Here is a 19,830-nt window from a genome sequence, read left to right as displayed (position 1 = left end):
GCGATTGTAACGCATGGCGGTAAACCGAACTTGCAGGCCGTTGGTCACCTCCACCAAAGCCACCGGATTGCCGTTAATAACCAAATTTTTCAGTGTGGTACCGTTGGCCAACTCCCGCCCCAGGCATAGGCAGAGCGCGGCCAGCCAGAGCGTCCTCCACCGAACCACTGATGGCATCATGAATTCCATGGTTTAAGCCTCCTCAAAGTACACCAGCAAGCGCCACCCGTTAGCGCCAGCCACCACCCATTCGGTTCCGGCACCTGGGAAATCCAGGCTAACGACTGCTGGGCATTCTGGTTGTCGAAAAGATCCAGGTAAAGCTCCACGGTTTTACCCTGAAATTCCACCGGCACCGGCGCGCTAACGGTGAACGCCCACTGGTTTGATGGGGTGGAAGAAAGTGTGGGAAAGGCAATCGCAGTGCGCGTAATCAGATCTGGACTCAACGTCAATCCACCCGGATTGGATGGGGCCCAATAAACTCCGGTCCGGTCAATGGTCACAAACTGTTCAGTCAAACCACTGAGTACTTCGCGCAGCGTCACGGTCGCCGCGTCCCAAAAACTCCCGCTCAATAAATCTTCATCCGTCGCAAAGCCAAAACTGAAAGTTACCTGCTGTCCCGCTGGAACGTTGGGTATGCCGAAGGTCTGGACGGAACTTACCAGCGGTGCGCCTCCCCCCGCCGTACGCAACACGCTGTCTATCTGATAGGCGGTAGCCGCCGGGCAAGAAAGCAAGGCAAGCCATAACCATGCCCACAAGCCAAACCAATAAAGTTTCTTCCTTGCCGGTTTGGCCGGCAGGCACAATGAAAAATCATCCTCAATTGGCTTCATTCGCTATCCAAATTCAGATTCGGGTAAAGTGGACGCTATGCATATTTTGTTCTAATGGCAAGCATTAATTTTTATAGTTAATCCTCAATTGGACTTTCCTTACTATAATCACTCTATCTTCCCAACCAGAGCCTTCGGCGTCCCCTCAAGTCGGCATGCGGGTGATACGGCAGCACAGGCACGTATTTTTTCATTCCCGGTTGGACTTTTGTCAGGTGCCCCAATCAGACACCAACCTCCCCGTGCATGGCGGCGCTGCGAGAGGCGGGAAGGCGGCCTAGATGATAAATCAGGTGGCCGTGCTGAAAATGATTTATCTCGTCAAGAATGGCGGGCGACAGTTCAAGCAGCGCCAGAGTGGCCCAGTCCGATTCCAGCAGTTGGGCCAGAGCGGTTTTTACCGTATCCGCGTGGCGCAAGGCGGAAAAATCCGGGAGCAATCCCAGTTCGGCCAGCAGCTTTAATTCAAAGGCTAACGGGTAGCGTAGGTGCGTCCGCTGTTTGGACACACAGGCGCAAAAGGAGCGCAACAGTTCGTAGAGTTCGGGCAGTGGAGTATCGGTCTCGGTGTTCTGTTCGATCAAACCGGCGGCATAGGCCATTTGCTGGATTTTGGTCAGATCGTGGCGCAATGGCTCATGGGTTTCCACCAACTCCACTTCGCGCAGGTTGTGCAGGTCGGATTTCAGACTGCGCGCAAAGGTAAAATTTGCAAGGTAGAACAGGTCCAGCTTGCCGCGCAACGGAGATTTGGGACGGCGCGCGCCTTTGGCCACGGTAGCCAAACGCCCTTGATCCGGGGTCAACCAGTGGACAATCAGGCTGGTCTCGGTCAGGAGCCGGGTGCGTAATATCAGACCAGTGGCGCGTTCTTCCATGATGGGCAGATGGGCGACGGGTGGGTTCGTCCAGGGTGAGAATTCCCCGAAACCAGATTCCGCTCTTTGCCCCCTTGAACCGCCCTGCGGGCACCTTCTCCCCCCTGGGGGAGAAGCACGGGATGAGGGGGTTCATGGGGAGGGTAAGCACTCATGCGTCGGGTTTCAATTGATCCACCTGGGTTTGCTGCTGATCCGGCGTCAGGGCGCCGAGGCTGATGATGAACTTGATGCCATCGGCCACGGAGATGTCCAGCTTGGTCACTTCCGCCTCCGGCACGAGGACGATGAAGCCACTGGTGGGGTTGGGGGTGGTAGGAATGAACACGCTGACGAGATGCTGCCGGTTGTCCTTGACGATGGGCTTCAATTGCTCACTGGTGATAAACCCGACCGAGTACACGCCCGTGCGCGGATACTCCAGCAGACACACCTGTTTGAAGGCGGTTTTATTGCCAGTGAATGCCTCGTTGACCTGTTTGATGGTGCTGTACACTTTGTTGACCAGCGGCACACGCAACATCAGGTCTTCCATGTACTTGATGGCTTTTTGGCCGAGGTATTCACGGGCCAGACGCCCGATGATGGTGATCAGCACCACGGCCATGGCCAGCGCCAGCAAACTGCTGTACCAGTAGAACGGGCCTTGTCCGCCGTCCTGGTGGGTCCAGTGTTTTGGCATGAAGAGCAGCAGCGCATCTGTGACATTGGCGATATTACGAAATACCCAGACCACCAAAGCGATGCTCAGCGCCCCCGGCAGCACGATGGCCAAGCCGGTGAAAAAATTGGCCTGGAACCGCGCAAAGAATGATTTATTGGTTTTTTGTGCCGTATTCACGTTTTGGTTGTTCCGGATGACGGTTTTTCCAACTGGCGCATGAGGCGGTTTTCCTCTCGTTTCATTTTTCGGCGGGATACCGGCTGCGCGTCCTCGTAGCCCAGCAGGTGCAGGATGCCATGCACCGCATACCGGGTGACTTCATCCTGCCAGCGGGTACGATAAGTGACCGCCTGCCGTACTGCGACTGGCACGCAAATAAAAATTTCCCCGTATAACACGGCGGAACCGGGCATACCGGGGTGGGTGAAGGTAATCACGTCAGTGTCACCCGCGTGTTGCAGAAAGGTCTCATTGATCCGTGTCATCTCTGGCGAACCCACCAAATGCAGGCACACTTCATAATTCATCAGCCATAACTCCTCTTCCAGGACGCGCCGCACTTGCCGGCGGAACCGGGATACGTTCACCGATTTCGCTCGCTGCCGGTTGTGAATGACCAGCAAACGGCCAGCGGAGGGGTCAGGTGCTTTGTGCTTTGCCACGGTATTCCTCGTAAGCATGGATAATGCGTTGCACCAGGGGATGGCGGACGACGTCGCGGCGTTGGAATTCAACGATGGCGATGCCGTCAATATGTTTCAGGGCGGTGCGCGCCTCGATGAGGCCCGAGGGTTTCTGTTTCGGCAAATCCACCTGTGTGGGATCGCCGGTCACCACCGTTTTCGAGTTGTGACCCAGCCGGGTGAGAAACATGAACATCTGCTCCATGGTACAGTTCTGCGCCTCATCTAGGATAATGAACGCGTGATTCAACGTCCGCCCGCGCATGTAAGCCAGCGGTGCGATTTCAATGGAGCCCCGCTCCATGTGCCGCTGAATTTCATCCGGCGGCAACATGTCCATGAGCGCGTCGTGTAACGGGCGCAGATACGGTGACAGTTTCTCCTGCAAATCACCGGGCAGGAAGCCCAAGGCCTCGCCCGCCTCGACGGCGGGCCGGGTTAAAATAATGCGGCTGACCTGTTCCTCCCGCAGGGAACTCACCGCCATCGCCATCGCCAGATAGGTCTTTCCCGTGCCAGCCGGTCCGAGCCCCAAAGTGACATCATGTGAACGGATCGCCTCCAGGTATTTGCGTTGCCCCACGGTTTTTGGGCTGATGCGCGCCTTTTTGGTGGAGGTGAGGATTTGGTCGGCGAACAGGCTCTTGAGCGCGGCCACGCCATCCTGTTGCACCACGTGCAAGGCCTGGTTGAATTCCCGGTTCCGAATGTGCCCCCCGGTCTGGATGGAACTTTCCAACAACTGGAACAACTGCCGCGCGCGTTCCACCGCCTCTTCCGTGCCTTCGAGTTTGATCCAGCCCTCGCGCGAGGTGGTCTTGACCCCCAGCGTTTTCTCCAGGGCCGCCAGGTTGGCCGGCTCATTGTTATAGAGCGATTGCGCCAGTCGCGCGTTGTCAAAATGCAAGGTTTCGATCGGCATGACAGCTTAGGTGGACGAGGTGGTTTCGGCGGCCAGCACGGCTCGCAATTTGGCCGCGACTTCCTTTAACGCTTCCGGCACCACCGAGGTGCCGGCCAGTACCGGCATGAAATTGGTGTCGCCGCTCCAACGCGGCACCACATGGATGTGCAAATGCTCCTCAATTCCCGCACCTGCCACCCGGCCAAGATTAATCCCCACATTGAACCCATCCGGTCGCATCACCTGCTTGAGCGCCTGGATGCATCGCCGCAACAGTTGCATCAGGTCCGACATTTCCTCGACCGTCAATTCGCTGAGATCGGCAGCCTGCTTATAGGGCACCACCATCAGATGCCCGCCGTTGTAGGGAAATGCGTTCAGCAAGGCATAGCAAGTCCGGTCGCGCACCACGACATGATTGGCCACGTCGTCGTTGGCTTGCGCAATTTGCGTAAACAACGAAGCCGCTGACTTCGGCGGCTTCGGCGCCAGGATATATTCAATCCGCCATGGAGCATGTAATATTTCCATGCCTTCACCTTATCAGAATCGCCGGGCCTGTCAAAGACTGGGTTTTCACCTTTGTTGCAGAAACAAATCAGCCAGGTGGAAATCCACCTGGCTGATCGCAGAGCATGAAAAATGCGGACGCTTATTTCCCGTACACTTCGATTTCCTGGCGGTTGTTCAACGCGCTGGCGTTGCTGCCGTTGCTGTACCAGCGCACATAGCGGGCCTTTTCACCCTTCCCGTCAATCGTACGGCCGTAGCGGTTTTCAAAATATTCACGGTCGGTGCCCACTCCAAAGCCCGCCTTGTTCTCATAGTCGTTGTTGAACAAGGTGCGGACATTCTTGGTGAATTCCGCGTCATCCGCCAACTGAATGATGATACGGCGATAGGCCTGGACATAGCGATGGTCGTTCCAGATCGCAATCGCAAAAATCTGGTATTCCTTTTCCAAGTCCACCTGGATATATTGAAGGCCCTTCTTCATTTCCACCACTTGATCGTCGAAGGCTTCCTTGTTGCCATCGGTGATCTGCTTGAGTTCCCCGGTGATGACCTGAGCCGGACTGGTGACGGGCTTGTTAAGCGCCACGTTCTTGACATCAGACGGCACCATCAGGGGTTTCGGGGGCTTGTCGGAAGGGGGTTCAATGTGGGGGCCGGTCGGGAGATCTTCCGGGGTGCCCTTCAAGGTGGGCTGCGGAAATTGAATCGCCAGCGGAGCCTTGTCCTGCGCGGCGGTGGTGGTAACCAAGGCGCTGCCCGGCACCACGAGTGCCGCGCCCAGGATGGCAAGAGTAATCATTTTCATAGTATATTTCAGTTTCACGTTACGGGCGCTTTTTTACGGCAATCCCGCCAATATTCAAAGAAAAAACGTTTTTGCCGCCCACTTTATTCAAAATTAATGGAATTTTCAGCTAACCCAGGCTGGCAGTAACGGCGCTAATGGACAGTCCGCACACTGAGGCTGTCGGCTCAAGCAATGGTGTTTGCCAACCATGACCAGTTGGGCATGGTAATCCTGCCAATAATCCAACGGATCTTCCGGATGGTCAGATAACGCGTGTTCGCAAAGGCTTTTAAGCGATTCATATTCCTCGGCGGTAGTTCCTTTGGCAGGCGGGTGTTTTTGGGGGTGCTTGTTGCGCGATGGCTGCCACCAATGGTGACGGGTGAAAATACGTTTTGTGTAGGCGTCAATCACGAAGCTGGCATGCTCACCAGCATAGAGTAACATGCTGTCGGCGGTTTCCCGGCCAATCCCATGAATGGCCAGCAACCGTTGCCGCACATCGGCGGTACACCCCAAAAAAAATCGCTGCAAATCGCCACCATATTCCTCCATGAGCACATGTATAAAAGCACGTAACCGATTGGCTTTGAGGTTGTAATAACCGGATGGACGGATCAGTTGCGCCAGTTCCAGTTCGGGCATGGTGTACATGGCTTGGGGAGTGAGAGTACCCGCTTTTTTGAGATTGGCGATGGCCCGTTCAACGTTGGACCAACTGGTGTTCTGGGTCAGGATGGCACCGATACATACCTCGAAAGGCGTCTCGCCCGGCCACCATTGCAGGTGACCGAACCGCGCGCGCATCAACGGATAGGCGCGCCGCAATGCCATGATAGGTGTCTTCTTCATGCCGGCGTCAGTATAGGGAGCAACGTTCAAAAAGGATAGTGAAATGGCCCGATCCGAGGGGTTCAAAAACGCCACAACTTTCCTCCCGGGGCGGTTTATTACCCTGAAGAACGTCTATGAATGACGCTGACATGAACCAATTGCTCGAAGCCGCTTGGCGACGCGAGTTGACCACGCCTGAGTGCGCTGAGCTTCAGACTTGGCTGGCAAACCACCCCGAGGCACGCGCCAAATGGGCGGCCGAGCTGGCTTTGACCAGCGCTTTGCGCGGGCTGCCGGATGTGCCGGTGTCGTCCAATTTTACCCATCGAGTATTGCAGGCGATTGACCAGGAAACCGTCGTGGCGACCACCCAAACGAGTTGGCTGGATCGCGTTTTCGGCCCCGGCCGCCTTTGGTTGCCGCGTTTTGCCATGGGCCTGTTTGTGGTGGGAATTGGCGTAATGGGTTATCTTCAGCACCAACATTCGGTTCGCTCTGAACTGGTGGTCAGTGTCAAGGAAGTCAGCCTGCTCGCGAACGTCTCCACGTCTTCCCAAATGAAAACGGTGGAGGTCTGGCAGGACTTTGATGCCATCCGCCGGCTGGGAACCACCGGACCGGACATGGAACTTCTAAGCTTGTTGAAGTGAGGCACTCTCTGTCCAACGCAGTCCGACGCTTTTCGCGGGAAGTGGTCCTGATGCTTATCATCATCCTGGGCCTGGCCTCTGCTGCTGCGGCACCCACTCCGCCAATGCCACCGATGCTGCCCATACCCCCGTTGCCGCCGTGTCCGATCAGCATTTTTCGCACCCTGCTGGCCACCAATGAGTCAGGGCGTGCCACCTGGTTGGCCAGGCGCAAACCGGAACAGCGCCCGGCTTTGGAAGCCAAACTGAACGAGTATTTGACCTTACCGGCGCATTTGCGGGAATTGCGTCTGACCCTGACCGAACTGCGCTGGTATATCCAGCCGCTGCTGCAAGCCCAGGGCACTCAACGGGAAGAGTTGGTCATGCGCTGCCCCGAACGCCTGCGGCCCTTGCTGCAAGAGCGTCTGAAACGCTGGGATCAACTTTCCCCCGAAAGTAAACAGGAGGTGTTGCGCAGCGAAGATGCGCTGTCCAATTTGGTGCGCGTGACAACCCCGGGGCCACCGCCGCCAGCCTTGCCTCCCTTACCGATATTATTGCCATTCCAAGACCGGCAGAAAATCAACGCTGCCCTCAACGCCTTGCAGGATTTGCCGCCAAACCAACGCACCAATCTCATCAACCGTTTCGCGCGTTTCCTCGAGCTGAGCGGATTCGAACGCAACAAGACTTTGCGCGGCTTATCGGAACCCGAACGCAACGTGGCGGAGCAAATCATCAATGCCTTTGAAAAACTGCCTTCCGTTGAACGGGAACGATGCCTGAATTCCTTTACGCAATTTGCCATCATGACGCCCGAGGAACGGCAACTGTTTCTGGCCAACGTCACCCGCTGGCAATCCATGTCCGCGCAGGAACGCCAACTGGCCCGAAACCTCGTGCGCAAGGTGCCCATGCCCCCCATGCCGGCGTTGCCGTCTTCCCTGCTCCGCACCTATGTGCAAACCGCCACCACAACGAACGCCGTTGTGGTGCCATAAGAGGTTATTGGAGGCGCGTTTCCAGTGTGCTGACTGGCAGAATTCTAAACTCCGAACACCAGGAATCAAAGCGGATCCGAAACGGGTTGCCATAAGAGCCATGCGGAGATCCATCAGGATCTGTTGACAAAGGGTTTGGGTGACATATTATATTGAACGTTTGTTTACAACGAACGTTTATTTTTATGGCCAGAGTCACTGAGAATGCGAGCAAACTCAAAATCCTGGATGCCGCCGAGCATGCGTTCGCGGATTCCGGGTTTGAAGGCGCGTCGCTGCGCCACATTGTGCTGGATGCCGGGGTCAACCTCGCCACCGTCTATTATTATTTTGGCTCGAAGGATGGTTTGATGACGGCGGTCTTGAACCGCCGGATTGGTCCCCTCGCGCAGGAGCAGCGCGAGTTGCTGGCCAGGTTCCAGCAGGAGGCTAACGGCAAGCCGGTCCCGGTGGAAAATGTGCTCAAAGCCATCATTCTTCCCCCGTTGCGCCTGGCCGCCACGGATTCGCGGGAAAGCCGGATGGTCAAACGACTCATCGGACGCCTGGTCACGGAACCCAACCCGCAGACCCAGGAATTGATCCGCGCCCAATACCACGAGCTGCGCGAGGCGTTTGTCCAGACCCTGCAAAAACGCTTTCCAAAAACCGCGCGGTCAACGCTTCAGTGGCGCATGGAATTTGTGTGGGGCGCACTGGCGTTCATCTTGTGCAATGCGGGCAACCTCAAGGAGAAAACCGGCGGAGCCTGTGATCCGCACGACACCGAAACGGTGTTAGCGCAAATGACCCATTTTTTTGGTGCCGGCTTCCAGGAAACCCGGCCCTGATGAATTTTAAATCCCAATTAATTGCTTTAAGAATACGTTATTAATGAAAAGACCCAAGTACATGCAGATATTTAAACAACCTGCCCGTGCCAGCCTGGCTGTCATCGCCGGCCTGGCCACCCTTACCGCCTGCTCCCGTCCCCAAGCGCCGAATCCACCCGCACCCAAGGTTACCGTGGCGCAACCGCAAATCATGGTGGTCACCAACTGGGACGAATTTCCCGGCCATCTGGAAGCGGTGGAAACGGTCGAAATCCGGGCGCGTGTCTTTGGCTATCTCCATGCCATCCAATTCACCGATGGGGCGGAGGTCAAAGCCGGCGACCTGCTTTTCCTCATTGACCCCAAGCCATACCAGGCTGATCTGGAGCGCGCCCAAGCCGAACGCCAGCGTACCCATGCCGAATATCAGCGGACCGAAACCCATGCCGAACTGGCCATGAACGATTTAAAGCGAGCTGAAAGTCTGCGCGGCACCAAGGCGATCTCCGAGGAGGAATACGACAACCGCAGCAAGGCGGTGCACGAAGCCCAGGCTGCCCAAGCGTCCGCCAAAGCCGCTGAGGCGGCAGCCCAAGCTGCGGAATCCGTTGCGCAACTCAACTTGTCCTATACGCGCATCAAAGCGCCCATCAGTGGGCGTATTGGCCGACGCCAGGTAACGGTGGGTAACCTGATCCAAGGCGGCAACGGCACTTCCACGGTGCTGGCCACCATTGTCACCACCGACCCGATTTACTGTTACTTTGACGCGGATGAATTATCCTTCCTGCGCTATCGCAGCAGTGGCAGCGCCGGCACCGGTACCGGCCCGAATGCCGGATCGGTCGTGTGCGCGTTGGCGCTCGTAAACGAAGACGGTTTCCCGCACCCGGGACGCCTAGACTTCTTCGACAACCAAGTGGATGCCAAAACCGGCACGATCCGAATGCGTGCAGTGTTCGACAACGCGGATCGCGCGCTGTTGCCCGGCATGTTTGGGCGCTTGCGGCTGCCGGCGGGCAAACCGGAGGCAACCATGCTGATTCCCGCCGACGCCATCAGCTCGGACCAAGGCAATAAATTCGTGCTTACCGTGAACAAAGACAGCGTCGTGGTGCCGCGCCCCATCAAGGTCGGACGCCAACATGGAGGCAAGCGGACGGTCCTGGAAGGGTTGACCACGGAAGACCGCATTGTGGTCAATGGTCTGATGATGGCCCGACCAGGCAGCAAAGTGCAGGTGGTGCCACCAGTTGTCGCGGGTACGCCGGCGTCACCCGCCGCAACCAAGTAATGGTGGACGATAACTTTAACCCTGTGCACTTGTGAAATTTTCGCACTTCTTCATCCGCCGGCCAATCTTCGCCGGCGTGCTATCCATCATCACCGTGGTGCTGGGCTTGGTGGCCCTGTTCACCCTGCCCATCGCGCAATACCCGGAAGTCACACCGCCAACGGTTTTCGTCATGGCCAATTATCCCGGAGCCAGCGCGGAGACGGTTTCCTCGACGGTCGCAACCCCCTTGGAACAGGAAATCAACGGCGTCGAGGGCATGCTCTACATGTCCTCCGCCTGCAGCAGTGACGGCCAGTTGCGCATCGGCATCACCTTTAAGACCGGCACTGATCTGAACATGGCCCAGGTGCAGGTGCAAAACCGGGTCGCCACCGCCTTGCCGCGCCTGCCCGAGGAAGTGCGCCGACTCGGCGTCATGACTCAGAAACGCTCGCCCAGCATTACCCTGATGGTACACCTCGTCTCGCCCAACGCCACCTATGACGATTTGTACATGGGCAACTACGCGTTTTTGCACGTCAAAGACAAATTGGCACGCCTGCCGGGCGTGGGGGATGTGCGTATCTTCGGCGTCAGCGAATACAGCATGCGCGTGTGGATTGATCCGAACAAAGCCTCTTCCCGTAACCTGACGGCGCCGGAAATCGTCGCTGCGATCCGCGAACAAAATATTCAGGTGGCCGCTGGCGTGTTTGGCCAGCAACCGCAACCGCCGGGAAACCTGTTCCAACTGACCGCCCAGACCAAAGGCCGCTTTTCCACCCCGGAAGAGTTCGGCGAGGTCATCCTGAAAATTGGCGCCAATAATCAGGTCACCCGGTTACGCGACGTCGCCCGAATCGAACTGGGCGCCAACGATTACAACTTGCGCGACTATCTTGACGGCGAACCCGCCGTGGTGATTGCCATCTTCCAATTGCCCGGCTCCAACGCCATTGAAACCTCGGATCAGGTGCATGCCGCCATGGAGGAGATGAAGAAAGACTTTCCATCCGGCCTGGACTATAAGATCGTGTTCGACACCACCGGCTTCATTCGTGAGTCCATTCACGCGGTCGTCAAAACCCTCATGGAAGCGATGCTGCTGGTCGTCATCGTGGTGGTTTTGTTCCTGCAAAACTGGCGCGCCTCCATCATTCCACTGCTCGCGGTGCCGGTGTCCCTCATTGGCACCTTTGCAGTCATGGCGTTGATGGGTTTTTCGCTGAACAACCTCTCCCTATTCGGCTTGGTGCTCGCCATCGGCATCGTGGTGGATGACGCTATTGTGGTCGTGGAAAACGTCGAGCGCAACATCGCGCTCGGGCTTGGGCCCGTCGAGGCCACCCAAAAGGCCATGAACGAAGTCAGTAGCGCGGTGATCGCCATCGCACTGGTGCTGGCGGCGGTGTTCATTCCCACGGCGTTCCTCAGCGGGTTGACCGGCCAATTCTACCGGCAGTTCGCGCTAACCATCGCCGTGTCCACACTGATTTCCGCCTTTAATTCCCTGACGCTCTCCCCGGCGCTGGCCGCCTTGCTATTGCAGCCGCATCATGAGAAAAAGGATTTCATCGGCCAGGTGATCCATTATTCCGTCGGCTGGATATTCACCGGATTTAACCGCCTCTTCGAGGCCGGACGCAATGGGTACCTGGCCATATTGGGACGAGTTTTGCGCCACTGCGGCATCGCCTTGGTGCTCTACGTCGGGTTGTTGGCGCTGACTTGGTTTGGCTTTCATACCGTGCCCGTCGGTTTCGTTCCACCGCAAGACAAAGGTTACTTGATTGCCTATGTGCAATTGCCGGACGGTGCCTCGATTGAGCGTACCCGGACGGTCAGCAAGCAGATGTCCAAAATCATGCGGGAAACTCCGGGCGTGGGGAGCGTTGTGGAAATCGTCGGTCTGTCATTTGTGACGCTCGGCAGCCAGGCCAACGCCGCCAGTTTCTTTATTCCGTTGGAACCGTTTCGCGACCGTGTGAAACATGGCGCGATCAGCGGACTTTTTGCCCAAGTGCGCTCCTGGCTGGGCGGCAAACCACCGGAACCCGATCTCACGGGTAACGTTATTGCCGCGCAGTTGCGCGCCCGACTATCGGGCATCCAGGAGGGTTTCATTGGGGTATTTGGTCCACCGCCGGTGGATGGATTGGGCTTGGTTGGTGGCTTTAAACTTCAGGTGCAAGACCACAACCAACTGGGCTTCCCTGCCCTGCAGGCTGCGACCTACCAACTGATGGCGGCCGCCAACCAGGATAAACGCATTGCCGGTGCGCTCAGCACCTTCCGCGCCAATGTGCCGCAAATTTTTCTCGACGTGGATCGCGCCAAGGCCAAGACCATGAAGGTGCCGTTAAGCACCGTCTGGGACACGCTGCAAATCTATCTGGGCTCGCTCTACGTGAATGACTTCAACGCGTTCGGACGACCCTACCGTGTAACCGCCCAAGCTGACGCTCAATTTCGTGGCAAGCCGGAGGATGTGGTAAACCTCAAAGTTCGCAATGAAATGGGCGAAATGGTGCCACTGGGGACCATTGTCAAAGTGCGCGAGATAACCGCCCCGGCTTCGGTCATCCGCTACAACATGTATCCCGCCGCCGAAATTACCGGATCACCAGCGCCCGGAATCAGCACCGGTGAGGCGATCAAGGTGCTGGATGAACTGGCTGATAAAGTGCTGCCGCCTGGCATGGGAATGGAGTGGACTGAAATTAGCCTGCTGCAAATCCAAGCCGGCGACACCGCTATTTTCATTTTCCCGTTATGCGTGCTAATGGTATTTTTGGTGCTGGCGGCCCAGTATGAAAGCTGGTCGCTGCCGTTGGCCATCATCCTGATTGTGCCCATGTGTCTGCTGTTTGCCATCATCGGCGTCTGGGCGCGCGGCATGGATAACAGTCTTTTCACTCAAATCGGCCTGGTCGTGCTGATGGGGTTGGCCTGCAAGAACGCCATCCTCATCGTCGAGTTCGCCCGCCAATTGCAGGATGCTGGCCAGGACCGGATGGCGGCCGCCCTGGAGGCCAGTCGCTTGCGGCTGCGCCCCATCCTCATGACCTCGCTCGCCTTCGCGTTTGGCGTACTCCCCATGATGCTCTCCAAAGGGGCCGGCGCGGAAATGCGTCAATCCATCGGTACCGCCGTTTTCTTCGGCATGTTGGGCGTGACGTTCTTCGGGCTGTTCCTCACACCGGTATTTTACCTGGTTATCCGCCACATAGTGGAGCGCAAACACGCTGCCCAACCCAAGGCGGCGCCAATCCACCCGGCAACCGGGATTACCACGGCGCTGCTCGCGGCGGGACTGGGCACGCTGCTCCTGTCGAGCGGATGCGCGGTCGGTCCCACCTTCCACCCTCCGAACAACGCCGGGGTCACCAGTTCGGCGTTTGCCAACAGCCGCACGAATCTCTCGCCCCAAGCGACGGTGGCGGATTGGTGGCGCGGTTTCAACGATGCCACCCTGCTGCATTTGGTGGAGACCTCCCTCACGAACAACCACGATCTGCGCATCGCCTCCGCGCGCGTGCGCGAAGCCCGCGCATTATTCGTGGAGACCAGGGCCGGACAATACCCCACCCTGCTGGCTAACGGCGGTTACGCGAACCGAATGTTCAGCGAAGCCGCCATGCCCGGCTTGAGTCACGCGCAACGTGAAGGTGAATTATACGACGCGGGTTTTGACGCCAGTTGGGAATTGGACTTTTTTGGCCGTGTGCGGCGCGGGGTGGAGGCCGGCAAGGCCGAATTGGCCGGGGTAGCAGCCGCCCGGCAGCAAGTGCTGATCACCCTCGTGGCCGAAGTTGCCCGCAATTATTTCGAGTTGCGCGGCACTCAGTCCCGGCTTGCCGTGGCCCGACACAATGCCGCCAACCAAAAGGAGTTGCTTGATTTAACCCTCTCCAAATTGCAGGCCGGGCGCGCCACTGAGTTGGACGCCGGGCGCGCGCGCACCCAATGGAGCGCCACCCTGGCGGGCATTCCCCCGCTGGAAGCCGCCGTCAAACATGCCGCCTATCGCCTGAGTGTGCTCACCGGACGTCCGCCCACCGCATTGGAACCGGAGTTAACCGCGCCCGCAACCCTGCCGAACCTGCCGTCTTTGGTCAGTATCGGCAATCCTGCCGACCTGTTGCGCCGGCGTCCGGACATCCGCTTTGCCGAACAAGCCTTGGCATCCGCCACCGCCCGCATCGGCATTTATACCGCCGACCTGTTCCCGCGCGTGACCTTTAACGGACACGTTGCCTTGGAAGCAACCACCATCCCGGAACTGGGCACCAGCGGCGCCCACGCGTTTTCTTTTGGCCCGCGTCTCACTTGGGCTGCACTGGACCTCGGCCACGTTCGCTCACACATCAAGGCCGCCAACGCCCGGGCCGAGGCTGAACTCGCCAGCTATGAAAAAACCGTCCTGCTCGCACTCGAGGAAACCGAGAACGCATTGGTGGATTTCGGCTATGAACAAGCCCGGTTGAACCATCTGGCGGATACCGCCCGCGCCGCGGCAGCGGCGGTCGCCCTCGTCCGCGAACGATACCAGAGCGGCGTCGCAGACTTCCTGCCCGTACTGGATGCCGAACGCACCTTGCTGGACGCGCAGGACCGCCAATCCGTAAGCGAGACCCGTCTAGCGACCACGCTGGTGGCGGTGTACAAAGCCCTGGGCGGCGGCTGGGAGATTGAAGGCGGGCGAAATGGCCGAAGTAATTAGCAAATTGCCTAAAAACTGGTCGGAGCCCTAACCCACGCGTGTGGAGAATTCTGCTTTGCAAACAGATCCCCACGCATGTGAGCAACACATAACTCCCATTATTACTCCCCAGTAAGCACACGAATCTTCATGCGCGCATCCGGGCATCAGCCACCCCCACCACATGAAAGAAGCCACCGCCCGCATCAAGATCAATAAGCTGCTGAAGCAGCCGGTTGGCGCTTCTTTGCGGATGCCAGCGGCCCGGCCAACATCCAGCTTCCATGTTCATGCCATGCTCGGCTTCCCATTTTTATGACGGTCCATTTTTCTGCAAAAGTTTCTGGTCAAAATTCAATCGTCTGCCGTTGATTCGTTCTTTTTGCAAACATGATCGTTCACGGTTAACCCGCTCATGGCTGGTTTGGAAAGTTTCAATTCCCGCGAACTTATCTGGTGAATACAGGCAAAGGCATGATCGTCAAAACCCTATGTATCACTCAGGACATAGGGAACGCGGAGTTCCGTCGTCACGTGGTTTTACGCTGATTGAATTGTTGGTGGTCATCGCCATCATCGCCATCTTGGCGGGATTGCTGCTGCCGGCTTTGGCCAGCGCCAAAGAATCAGGCCGCCGCATCTCCTGTCTGAATAATTTGAAGCAACTTGGGCTGGCCTGCACCATGTACGCCGATGACAACGAAGATCGTCATTATCCCCGCACGCTCACGCCGCTGTGGATGGTCGGTCTGCTGCCGTATTATCAGGCCCCCGGGGTGTTGCTCTGCCCCAGCGACTCCAATCAGGGCACCTTCGGCCTGAATTATGGCACCAATGATATGCCGCACAGCTTTGTCATCAATGCGTTCAATGATTATTTCTTGAGCGTTTTGAGCACCTCGGATTACGACAACCTCTACATGAAAGCGCATTGGACCAATGGCATGCCCATGAATCAGATTACACTCCCCTCAGACACCATTATGTTCGGCGAGAAAGCGTCGGATCAGAGCCATTATTACATGGATTTCACGCAAGGCACCGGGAACGATTTTGAAATTGTCGAGCAGGGCCGCCATAACAATCCCAAACGGATCAAGGGGAAAGGCAGCGGCGGCGGTTCAAACTTTGGTTTCTGCGACGGCAGCGCCCGCTACCTGGGCTATTGGAAAAGCCTGGTGCCCGTCAACCAATGGGCCATCAAGCCCGATTGGCGGACGAATATCGCCATCGTGACCTATTGATAGGTCGGCTCGCCCAACTGTTTCTTAAAGAACGCGGAGGCGATGGCCACGGTCTCATCGCACCACGGTTCGCTCATCCAGAATGGATGCGGTGCTTCCTTCAGGGTATGAAGGGCCGTCTCAATCCCCAATGCCCGCAGCTTCTCCTGCATCTCCGCCCGGCCAACCTTGAGCGTGTCCTTCTCGCCTTCGATGAAGATCGTTGGTGGCACGCCGGCACGGACATGGGTGATCGGTGACGCCTGCTTATAGACCTCCGGTTTTTCCGCGCAGGAGCCGCCGAAAAATAGGATCGCATTCGTGGAGGCTTTGCCTTGGTTGGCGGCCACCAGATCCTGAGTCGCCGCCATCACAATGCATGCTTGTACGGCACTCGATTGTTCCGGGTGCGGTCCGGGGCCTTCGAATTCCTTCAACCCGCTGGTCATCGCGGTTAACCCCGAGAGATGTCCTCCGGCCGAGCCGCCCATGCAGCCGATGCGGGCGGGATCAATTTTGAACTTCGCCGCATTTGCTCGCAGATAGCGCAAAGCCGATTTACAATCGTGCAGTGCGGCGGGGAACGCCGCCTCGTTCGCCAACCGATAACTGACCAGAGCCGTGACAAATCCACGCGTAGCCAACCTTTCCATCATTGGCTTGTCGCTCTCCACCTGCCGCGCCGTCCAACCGCCACCGTGAATATCAAGGATGCAGGGATATGCTCCGGGCTTGTCCGGCGTGTAAACGACCAACTCGACGACATGCTCGGGATAACTTGCCACAACATTCGTGGTGCAGGTCACACCCGGCGGGGTTTGCGGAAACACTTTTTTCCACTTCACCCCGTTTTTTGATACCGGTGCTTTTTTCGCGGCTGACTTGGCCTCCGCCGCCGTCAGGCTGCCTGCGGTATAACCACCCAGCACGCCGCCGAGCAGCAGGCTGAAAAATAATTGAAATAGCGGCACGGGTAGCGTGCGATGGCCTTTACGGATGGGAATGACCGATAATGTTTGTGCCATAATTTTCGTAGCATGATCGGTTTTACGGAATTGTGAATTCAAATTTTCGTCATTCCACGATACCAATTGGCGGCTCAGATTTCAGCAGCGTGGCTGGGTTTGGCTACGGTTCCTTCCACGCACCAAGAACCGGTTACCGCAACGGCAGGTTCACACAGGCGACCGCAGAAGTGAGAATTTCCAGCATGGAGCCGGGGGCGATGCCAAGCAGCACGTTACCCGCGATCAGCAGCAGACAGAGCACACGGGTGGGCAAGGCAACCACGATGGGTGTGGGGTCCACCGGATCGCGCCAACAGGATTCCCGGACAATGCTGAGGTAGTAGTAAATGGCAATGGCCGTATTCAGAACGGCGATAATAACCAGGGCGAGATGACCTTTGGCCAGCGCAGCAGTCAGGATGCTGAATTTGCCGATAAACCCGACAAAGGGCGGAATGCCGGCCAAGGCAAAAACGCCGGTCAGCAGGGTGACCGCCAGCAAGGGGGAACGACGATGCAACCCGGCCAGGTCGTCCATGGTGACGTTCGCTCCGTCGCGGGAGAGGCTGCTGATGACGGTAAAGCAGGCCAGCACCATGAACATATAGCCGATAATGTAGTACAGCGAAGCCGCGTAGCCGGCATAGCTGAGAGCGGTAAACCCAACCAAGGCATACCCGGCATGGGCAATGCCGGAGAAACCCAGCAGGCGCTTGAGGTCCTTTTGCATCAGGGCGATCAGGTTGCCGTAAAACATGGAGGCAATCGCCAGGATGGTCAGCAAGGTGGAGATGGCGTGGTTGTCGGGGGTGGCCAGCGATACAAAGCGCACGAGCACGGCCACCGCGCCGATCTTGGGCAGCGACGCAATCAGGCTGGTGGTTTCATTGGAGGCACCCTGGTACACGTCCGGGGTCCAGAAATGGAACGGGAACACGGCCAGTTTGTAGTAGATGCCGCAGAACATCATGGCCAACCCGGCAATGACAAAGGGGGTATGGACGACGGGTTGCAGCTTCGTCACCATCAGCGGCATCGAGGAGGTGCCGGTAATGCCGAAGAGGTAGCTCATACCAAAGAACATGATGCCGTTGGCAGCAATACCGAACATCATGTATTTGATGGCGGATTCCATCTGGAAGCGCTGACCTTCCAACTCGCGACGCATGGCGACCATGAGGTAAAGGGGATAGGAGGAGACCTCCAGGGCGATGACGAGCGTGATCAAATCCACGCTGCTCACCAGCATAACGAGACCAAGGACATGAATGGTCAGAAACAGGAAGTATTCGGGTCTAATTTCAGAACGAATGTCCACCAGGTCTTTGCCCAGCAGCACGATGAAAGCAAAGCCAACGGTAAGCGCCAACTTGAGGATCTGGGAAAATAGATCCACCCGGTACGCGCCATCGAACAGGACCGCCTGTTGCCCAAGGCAGAACGCGGTAGCGATAATGGCGGCCACCGCCGTGAGCGTGGCGGCCAGGCGGGCCTGGCAGTTGCGCGACTCGCCCAGCGTAATGACAAACAGGACGAGCGCGCCCAGGGCCAATATCCATTCGGGAAGAAAAGCGATGAGTGTGGGAGGCATCATGGAGCGTGATTCACTTGTTGGAGCAGGTGTTGCACGCTAGTGTGCAGCACCCGGGTAAACGGTTCAGGATTCAGACCGATCCAAAAAACAAACAGAAGCAGCGGGGCCAATGTGATGATTTCCCGCAGATTTAAATCCTTCAAGTGTGACTGATCCGGATTCCGCGTGCCGCCCCATACCACGCGCTGCAATAAGCGCAGCATGTAGGCGGCGGCAACCACGATGCCAGGTACCAGGCAGACAACCATGATCTTGGAATAAGCAAAACCGCCACACAGGACCAGGAATTCACCAATGAAACTGTTCGTACCGGGGAACGCGAAGGAGGAAAGGCAGAATACCCCGAAATACGTCACAAAGATGGGCATGTGCTTACCGATCCCCGCCGCTTTATCCATCTCCCGCGTATGCAATCGTTCGTAAATGATACCCACACAGATGAACAGCGCACCGGTAGTGACACCGTGGTTGATCATCTGCAGCATGGCACCTTCAATGCCCTGCTGGTTCAGCACAAAGATGCCCAGTGTGGCAAAACCCATGTGGCCCACGCTGGAATACGCGACCAGCTTCTTCATGTCGCTCTGGGCAAGCGCGGTAACACCGCCGTAAATGATGGCCACCACGGAAAGCCCCAGCACATAGGGCATGAACAAATGGGTAGCGTCCGGCGTGATCGGCAGGCAGAAGCGGAGGAAACCGTACGTGCCCATTTTCAGCAGGACGCTGGCCAGCAGCACGCTACCCGCCGTGGGCGCTTCAACGTGCGCCGCCGGCAACCATGTATGAAACGGGAACATGGGCACCTTAATGGCGAACGAGAGGAAAAAGGCCAGGAATACCCAGGTCTGGAAATCCAGCGAGTAATGCCGGTCCATCAAATCAGGGATGCTGAACGTCCCGGTCTTCAAATAAAGCGCGATGATGGCAACCAACAGCAGGACGGAACCCGCCATGGTGTAAATGAAAAACTTGATTGCCGCGTAGATTTTGCGCGGACCGCCCCAGATGCCGATGATGAGGCACATGGGGATGAGCATCGCTTCCCAGAACACAAAGAAGAGCACGAAGTCCAGGGCGCAGAAGACGCCCACCATGGCGGCTTCCATGACCAGGAGGGCAATCATGAACTCCTTGACCCGCTTGGTGATGTACGACCAAGAGGCCAGCACGCACAGAGGCATGATCAGGGTGGTCAGCAACACCAGCAGTACACTGATACCGTCAATGCCCAGAGAGTATTGAATGTTCAGCGATGGAATCCATTTGGAATGCTCGGTAAACTGATAGGCGGCCGTGGCCGGATTGAACATCGGATATAGTGGCAGGGAAAAGACCGCAATGGCCAGCGTGGCCACCAGCGTCCACCAACGCAACCAGCGCTCGCTGTTAATGAAGGCCGCAATCAGCGCGGCCAGCAACGGGCTGAAAACAAGCAAACTCAGGATTGGCAAATCTTTCATGCAACTTGGGAA

General features: G+C 57.2%; 19 protein-coding genes. 7 read left to right on the top strand and 12 right to left on the bottom strand.

Translation table 11 applies throughout. The annotated features are described in order from the left end of the window. From WCO56_11960 to WCO56_11920, 9 genes are all read right to left on the bottom strand, one after another. A partial coding sequence (locus WCO56_11960; GenBank protein MEI7730282.1) for a hypothetical protein occupies nucleotides 1–180 on the bottom strand: 180 nt, incomplete at its 3' end. Further along, nucleotides 177–842 (bottom strand): hypothetical protein, encoded by a 666-nt coding sequence (locus tag WCO56_11955; GenBank protein MEI7730281.1) that lies wholly within the window; start codon nucleotides 840–842, stop codon nucleotides 177–179. The genes WCO56_11955 and WCO56_11960, both read right to left, overlap by 4 nt. Before the next feature lie 224 nt (nucleotides 843–1,066). Beyond that, nucleotides 1,067–1,720: a DNA repair protein RecO gene (gene recO, locus WCO56_11950; GenBank protein MEI7730280.1), complete on the bottom strand. Its 654-nt coding sequence runs from the start codon at nucleotides 1,718–1,720 to the stop codon at nucleotides 1,067–1,069. A gap of 151 nt (nucleotides 1,721–1,871) precedes the next feature. Beyond that, nucleotides 1,872–2,561: a DUF502 domain-containing protein gene (locus WCO56_11945; GenBank protein ID MEI7730279.1), complete on the bottom strand. Its 690-nt coding sequence runs from the start codon at nucleotides 2,559–2,561 to the stop codon at nucleotides 1,872–1,874. Then, nucleotides 2,558–3,046 (bottom strand): rRNA maturation RNase YbeY, encoded by a 489-nt coding sequence (gene ybeY, locus WCO56_11940; GenBank protein ID MEI7730278.1) that lies wholly within the window; start codon nucleotides 3,044–3,046, stop codon nucleotides 2,558–2,560. The genes WCO56_11945 and ybeY overlap by 4 nt, the downstream gene beginning before the upstream one ends. Further along, complete coding sequence (locus tag WCO56_11935; protein MEI7730277.1) at nucleotides 3,024–3,989, bottom strand: PhoH family protein; 966 nt, start codon at nucleotides 3,987–3,989, stop codon at nucleotides 3,024–3,026. Before WCO56_11935 ends, ybeY begins: the two co-directional genes overlap by 23 nt. A 6-nt stretch (nucleotides 3,990–3,995) precedes the next feature. Then, a complete protein-coding gene (locus tag WCO56_11930; protein MEI7730276.1) occupies nucleotides 3,996–4,502 on the bottom strand; it encodes an HIT domain-containing protein in 507 nt (168 codons plus the stop codon). 121 nt (nucleotides 4,503–4,623) lie between these two features. After that, nucleotides 4,624–5,292, bottom strand: a complete 669-nt coding sequence (locus WCO56_11925; protein ID MEI7730275.1) for a hypothetical protein — start codon at nucleotides 5,290–5,292, stop codon at nucleotides 4,624–4,626. A gap of 105 nt (nucleotides 5,293–5,397) precedes the next feature. Continuing rightward, on the bottom strand, nucleotides 5,398–6,126 hold the full coding sequence (locus tag WCO56_11920) for an endonuclease III domain-containing protein (protein ID MEI7730274.1): 729 nt from the start codon (nucleotides 6,124–6,126) through the stop codon (nucleotides 5,398–5,400). 116 nt (nucleotides 6,127–6,242) lie between these two features. Here WCO56_11920 and WCO56_11915 point away from each other — a divergent pair, with 116 nt between their 5' ends. The 7 genes from WCO56_11915 (at nucleotide 6,243) to WCO56_11885 (ending at nucleotide 15,775) form a co-directional block, all read left to right on the top strand. Continuing rightward, nucleotides 6,243–6,758 carry a hypothetical protein gene (locus WCO56_11915; GenBank protein MEI7730273.1) on the top strand — a complete coding sequence of 172 codons (516 nt, stop codon included), beginning with the start codon at nucleotides 6,243–6,245 and terminating at the stop codon, nucleotides 6,756–6,758. 50 nt (nucleotides 6,759–6,808) lie between these two features. After that, complete coding sequence (locus WCO56_11910) at nucleotides 6,809–7,741, top strand: DUF3106 domain-containing protein (protein MEI7730272.1); 933 nt, start codon at nucleotides 6,809–6,811, stop codon at nucleotides 7,739–7,741. 185 nt (nucleotides 7,742–7,926) lie between these two features. Continuing rightward, complete coding sequence (locus WCO56_11905) at nucleotides 7,927–8,571, top strand: TetR/AcrR family transcriptional regulator (protein MEI7730271.1); 645 nt, start codon at nucleotides 7,927–7,929, stop codon at nucleotides 8,569–8,571. 61 nt (nucleotides 8,572–8,632) lie between these two features. Then, on the top strand, nucleotides 8,633–9,847 hold the full coding sequence (locus tag WCO56_11900) for an efflux RND transporter periplasmic adaptor subunit (protein MEI7730270.1): 1,215 nt from the start codon (nucleotides 8,633–8,635) through the stop codon (nucleotides 9,845–9,847). Nucleotides 9,848–9,878: 31 nt separating this feature from the next. After that, nucleotides 9,879–14,552, top strand: coding sequence for a multidrug efflux RND transporter permease subunit (locus tag WCO56_11895; GenBank protein ID MEI7730269.1), 4,674 nt, complete (start codon nucleotides 9,879–9,881; stop codon nucleotides 14,550–14,552). Nucleotides 14,553–14,715: 163 nt separating this feature from the next. Further along, entirely contained in the window at nucleotides 14,716–14,850 is a 135-nt protein-coding gene (locus tag WCO56_11890; protein MEI7730268.1) for a hypothetical protein, read from the top strand. Between the two features lie 172 nt (nucleotides 14,851–15,022). Beyond that, nucleotides 15,023–15,775, top strand: a complete 753-nt coding sequence (locus WCO56_11885; protein ID MEI7730267.1) for a DUF1559 domain-containing protein — start codon at nucleotides 15,023–15,025, stop codon at nucleotides 15,773–15,775. Here WCO56_11885 and WCO56_11880 read toward each other — a convergent pair. The 3 genes from WCO56_11880 to WCO56_11870 all read right to left on the bottom strand — a co-directional run bounded on the left by WCO56_11880 (nucleotide 15,769) and on the right by WCO56_11870 (nucleotide 19,818). Further along, nucleotides 15,769–16,779: an alpha/beta hydrolase gene (locus WCO56_11880; GenBank protein ID MEI7730266.1), complete on the bottom strand. Its 1,011-nt coding sequence runs from the start codon at nucleotides 16,777–16,779 to the stop codon at nucleotides 15,769–15,771. The genes WCO56_11885 and WCO56_11880 overlap by 7 nt on opposite strands. Before the next feature lie 133 nt (nucleotides 16,780–16,912). Then, nucleotides 16,913–18,355 carry an NADH-quinone oxidoreductase subunit N gene (locus WCO56_11875; protein ID MEI7730265.1) on the bottom strand — a complete coding sequence of 481 codons (1,443 nt, stop codon included), beginning with the start codon at nucleotides 18,353–18,355 and terminating at the stop codon, nucleotides 16,913–16,915. Further along, on the bottom strand, nucleotides 18,352–19,818 hold the full coding sequence (locus WCO56_11870) for an NADH-quinone oxidoreductase subunit M (GenBank protein ID MEI7730264.1): 1,467 nt from the start codon (nucleotides 19,816–19,818) through the stop codon (nucleotides 18,352–18,354). Before WCO56_11870 ends, WCO56_11875 begins: the two co-directional genes overlap by 4 nt. Between the last annotated feature and the right edge of the window lie 12 nt (nucleotides 19,819–19,830).

It is taken from the genome of Verrucomicrobiota bacterium, from assembly GCA_037139415.1.
Lineage (GTDB): Bacteria > Verrucomicrobiota > Verrucomicrobiia > Limisphaerales > Fontisphaeraceae > JBAXGN01.
The sequence above is the reverse complement of the archived record's forward strand: the minus strand, read 5'-3'. Positions and strand labels throughout refer to the sequence as shown.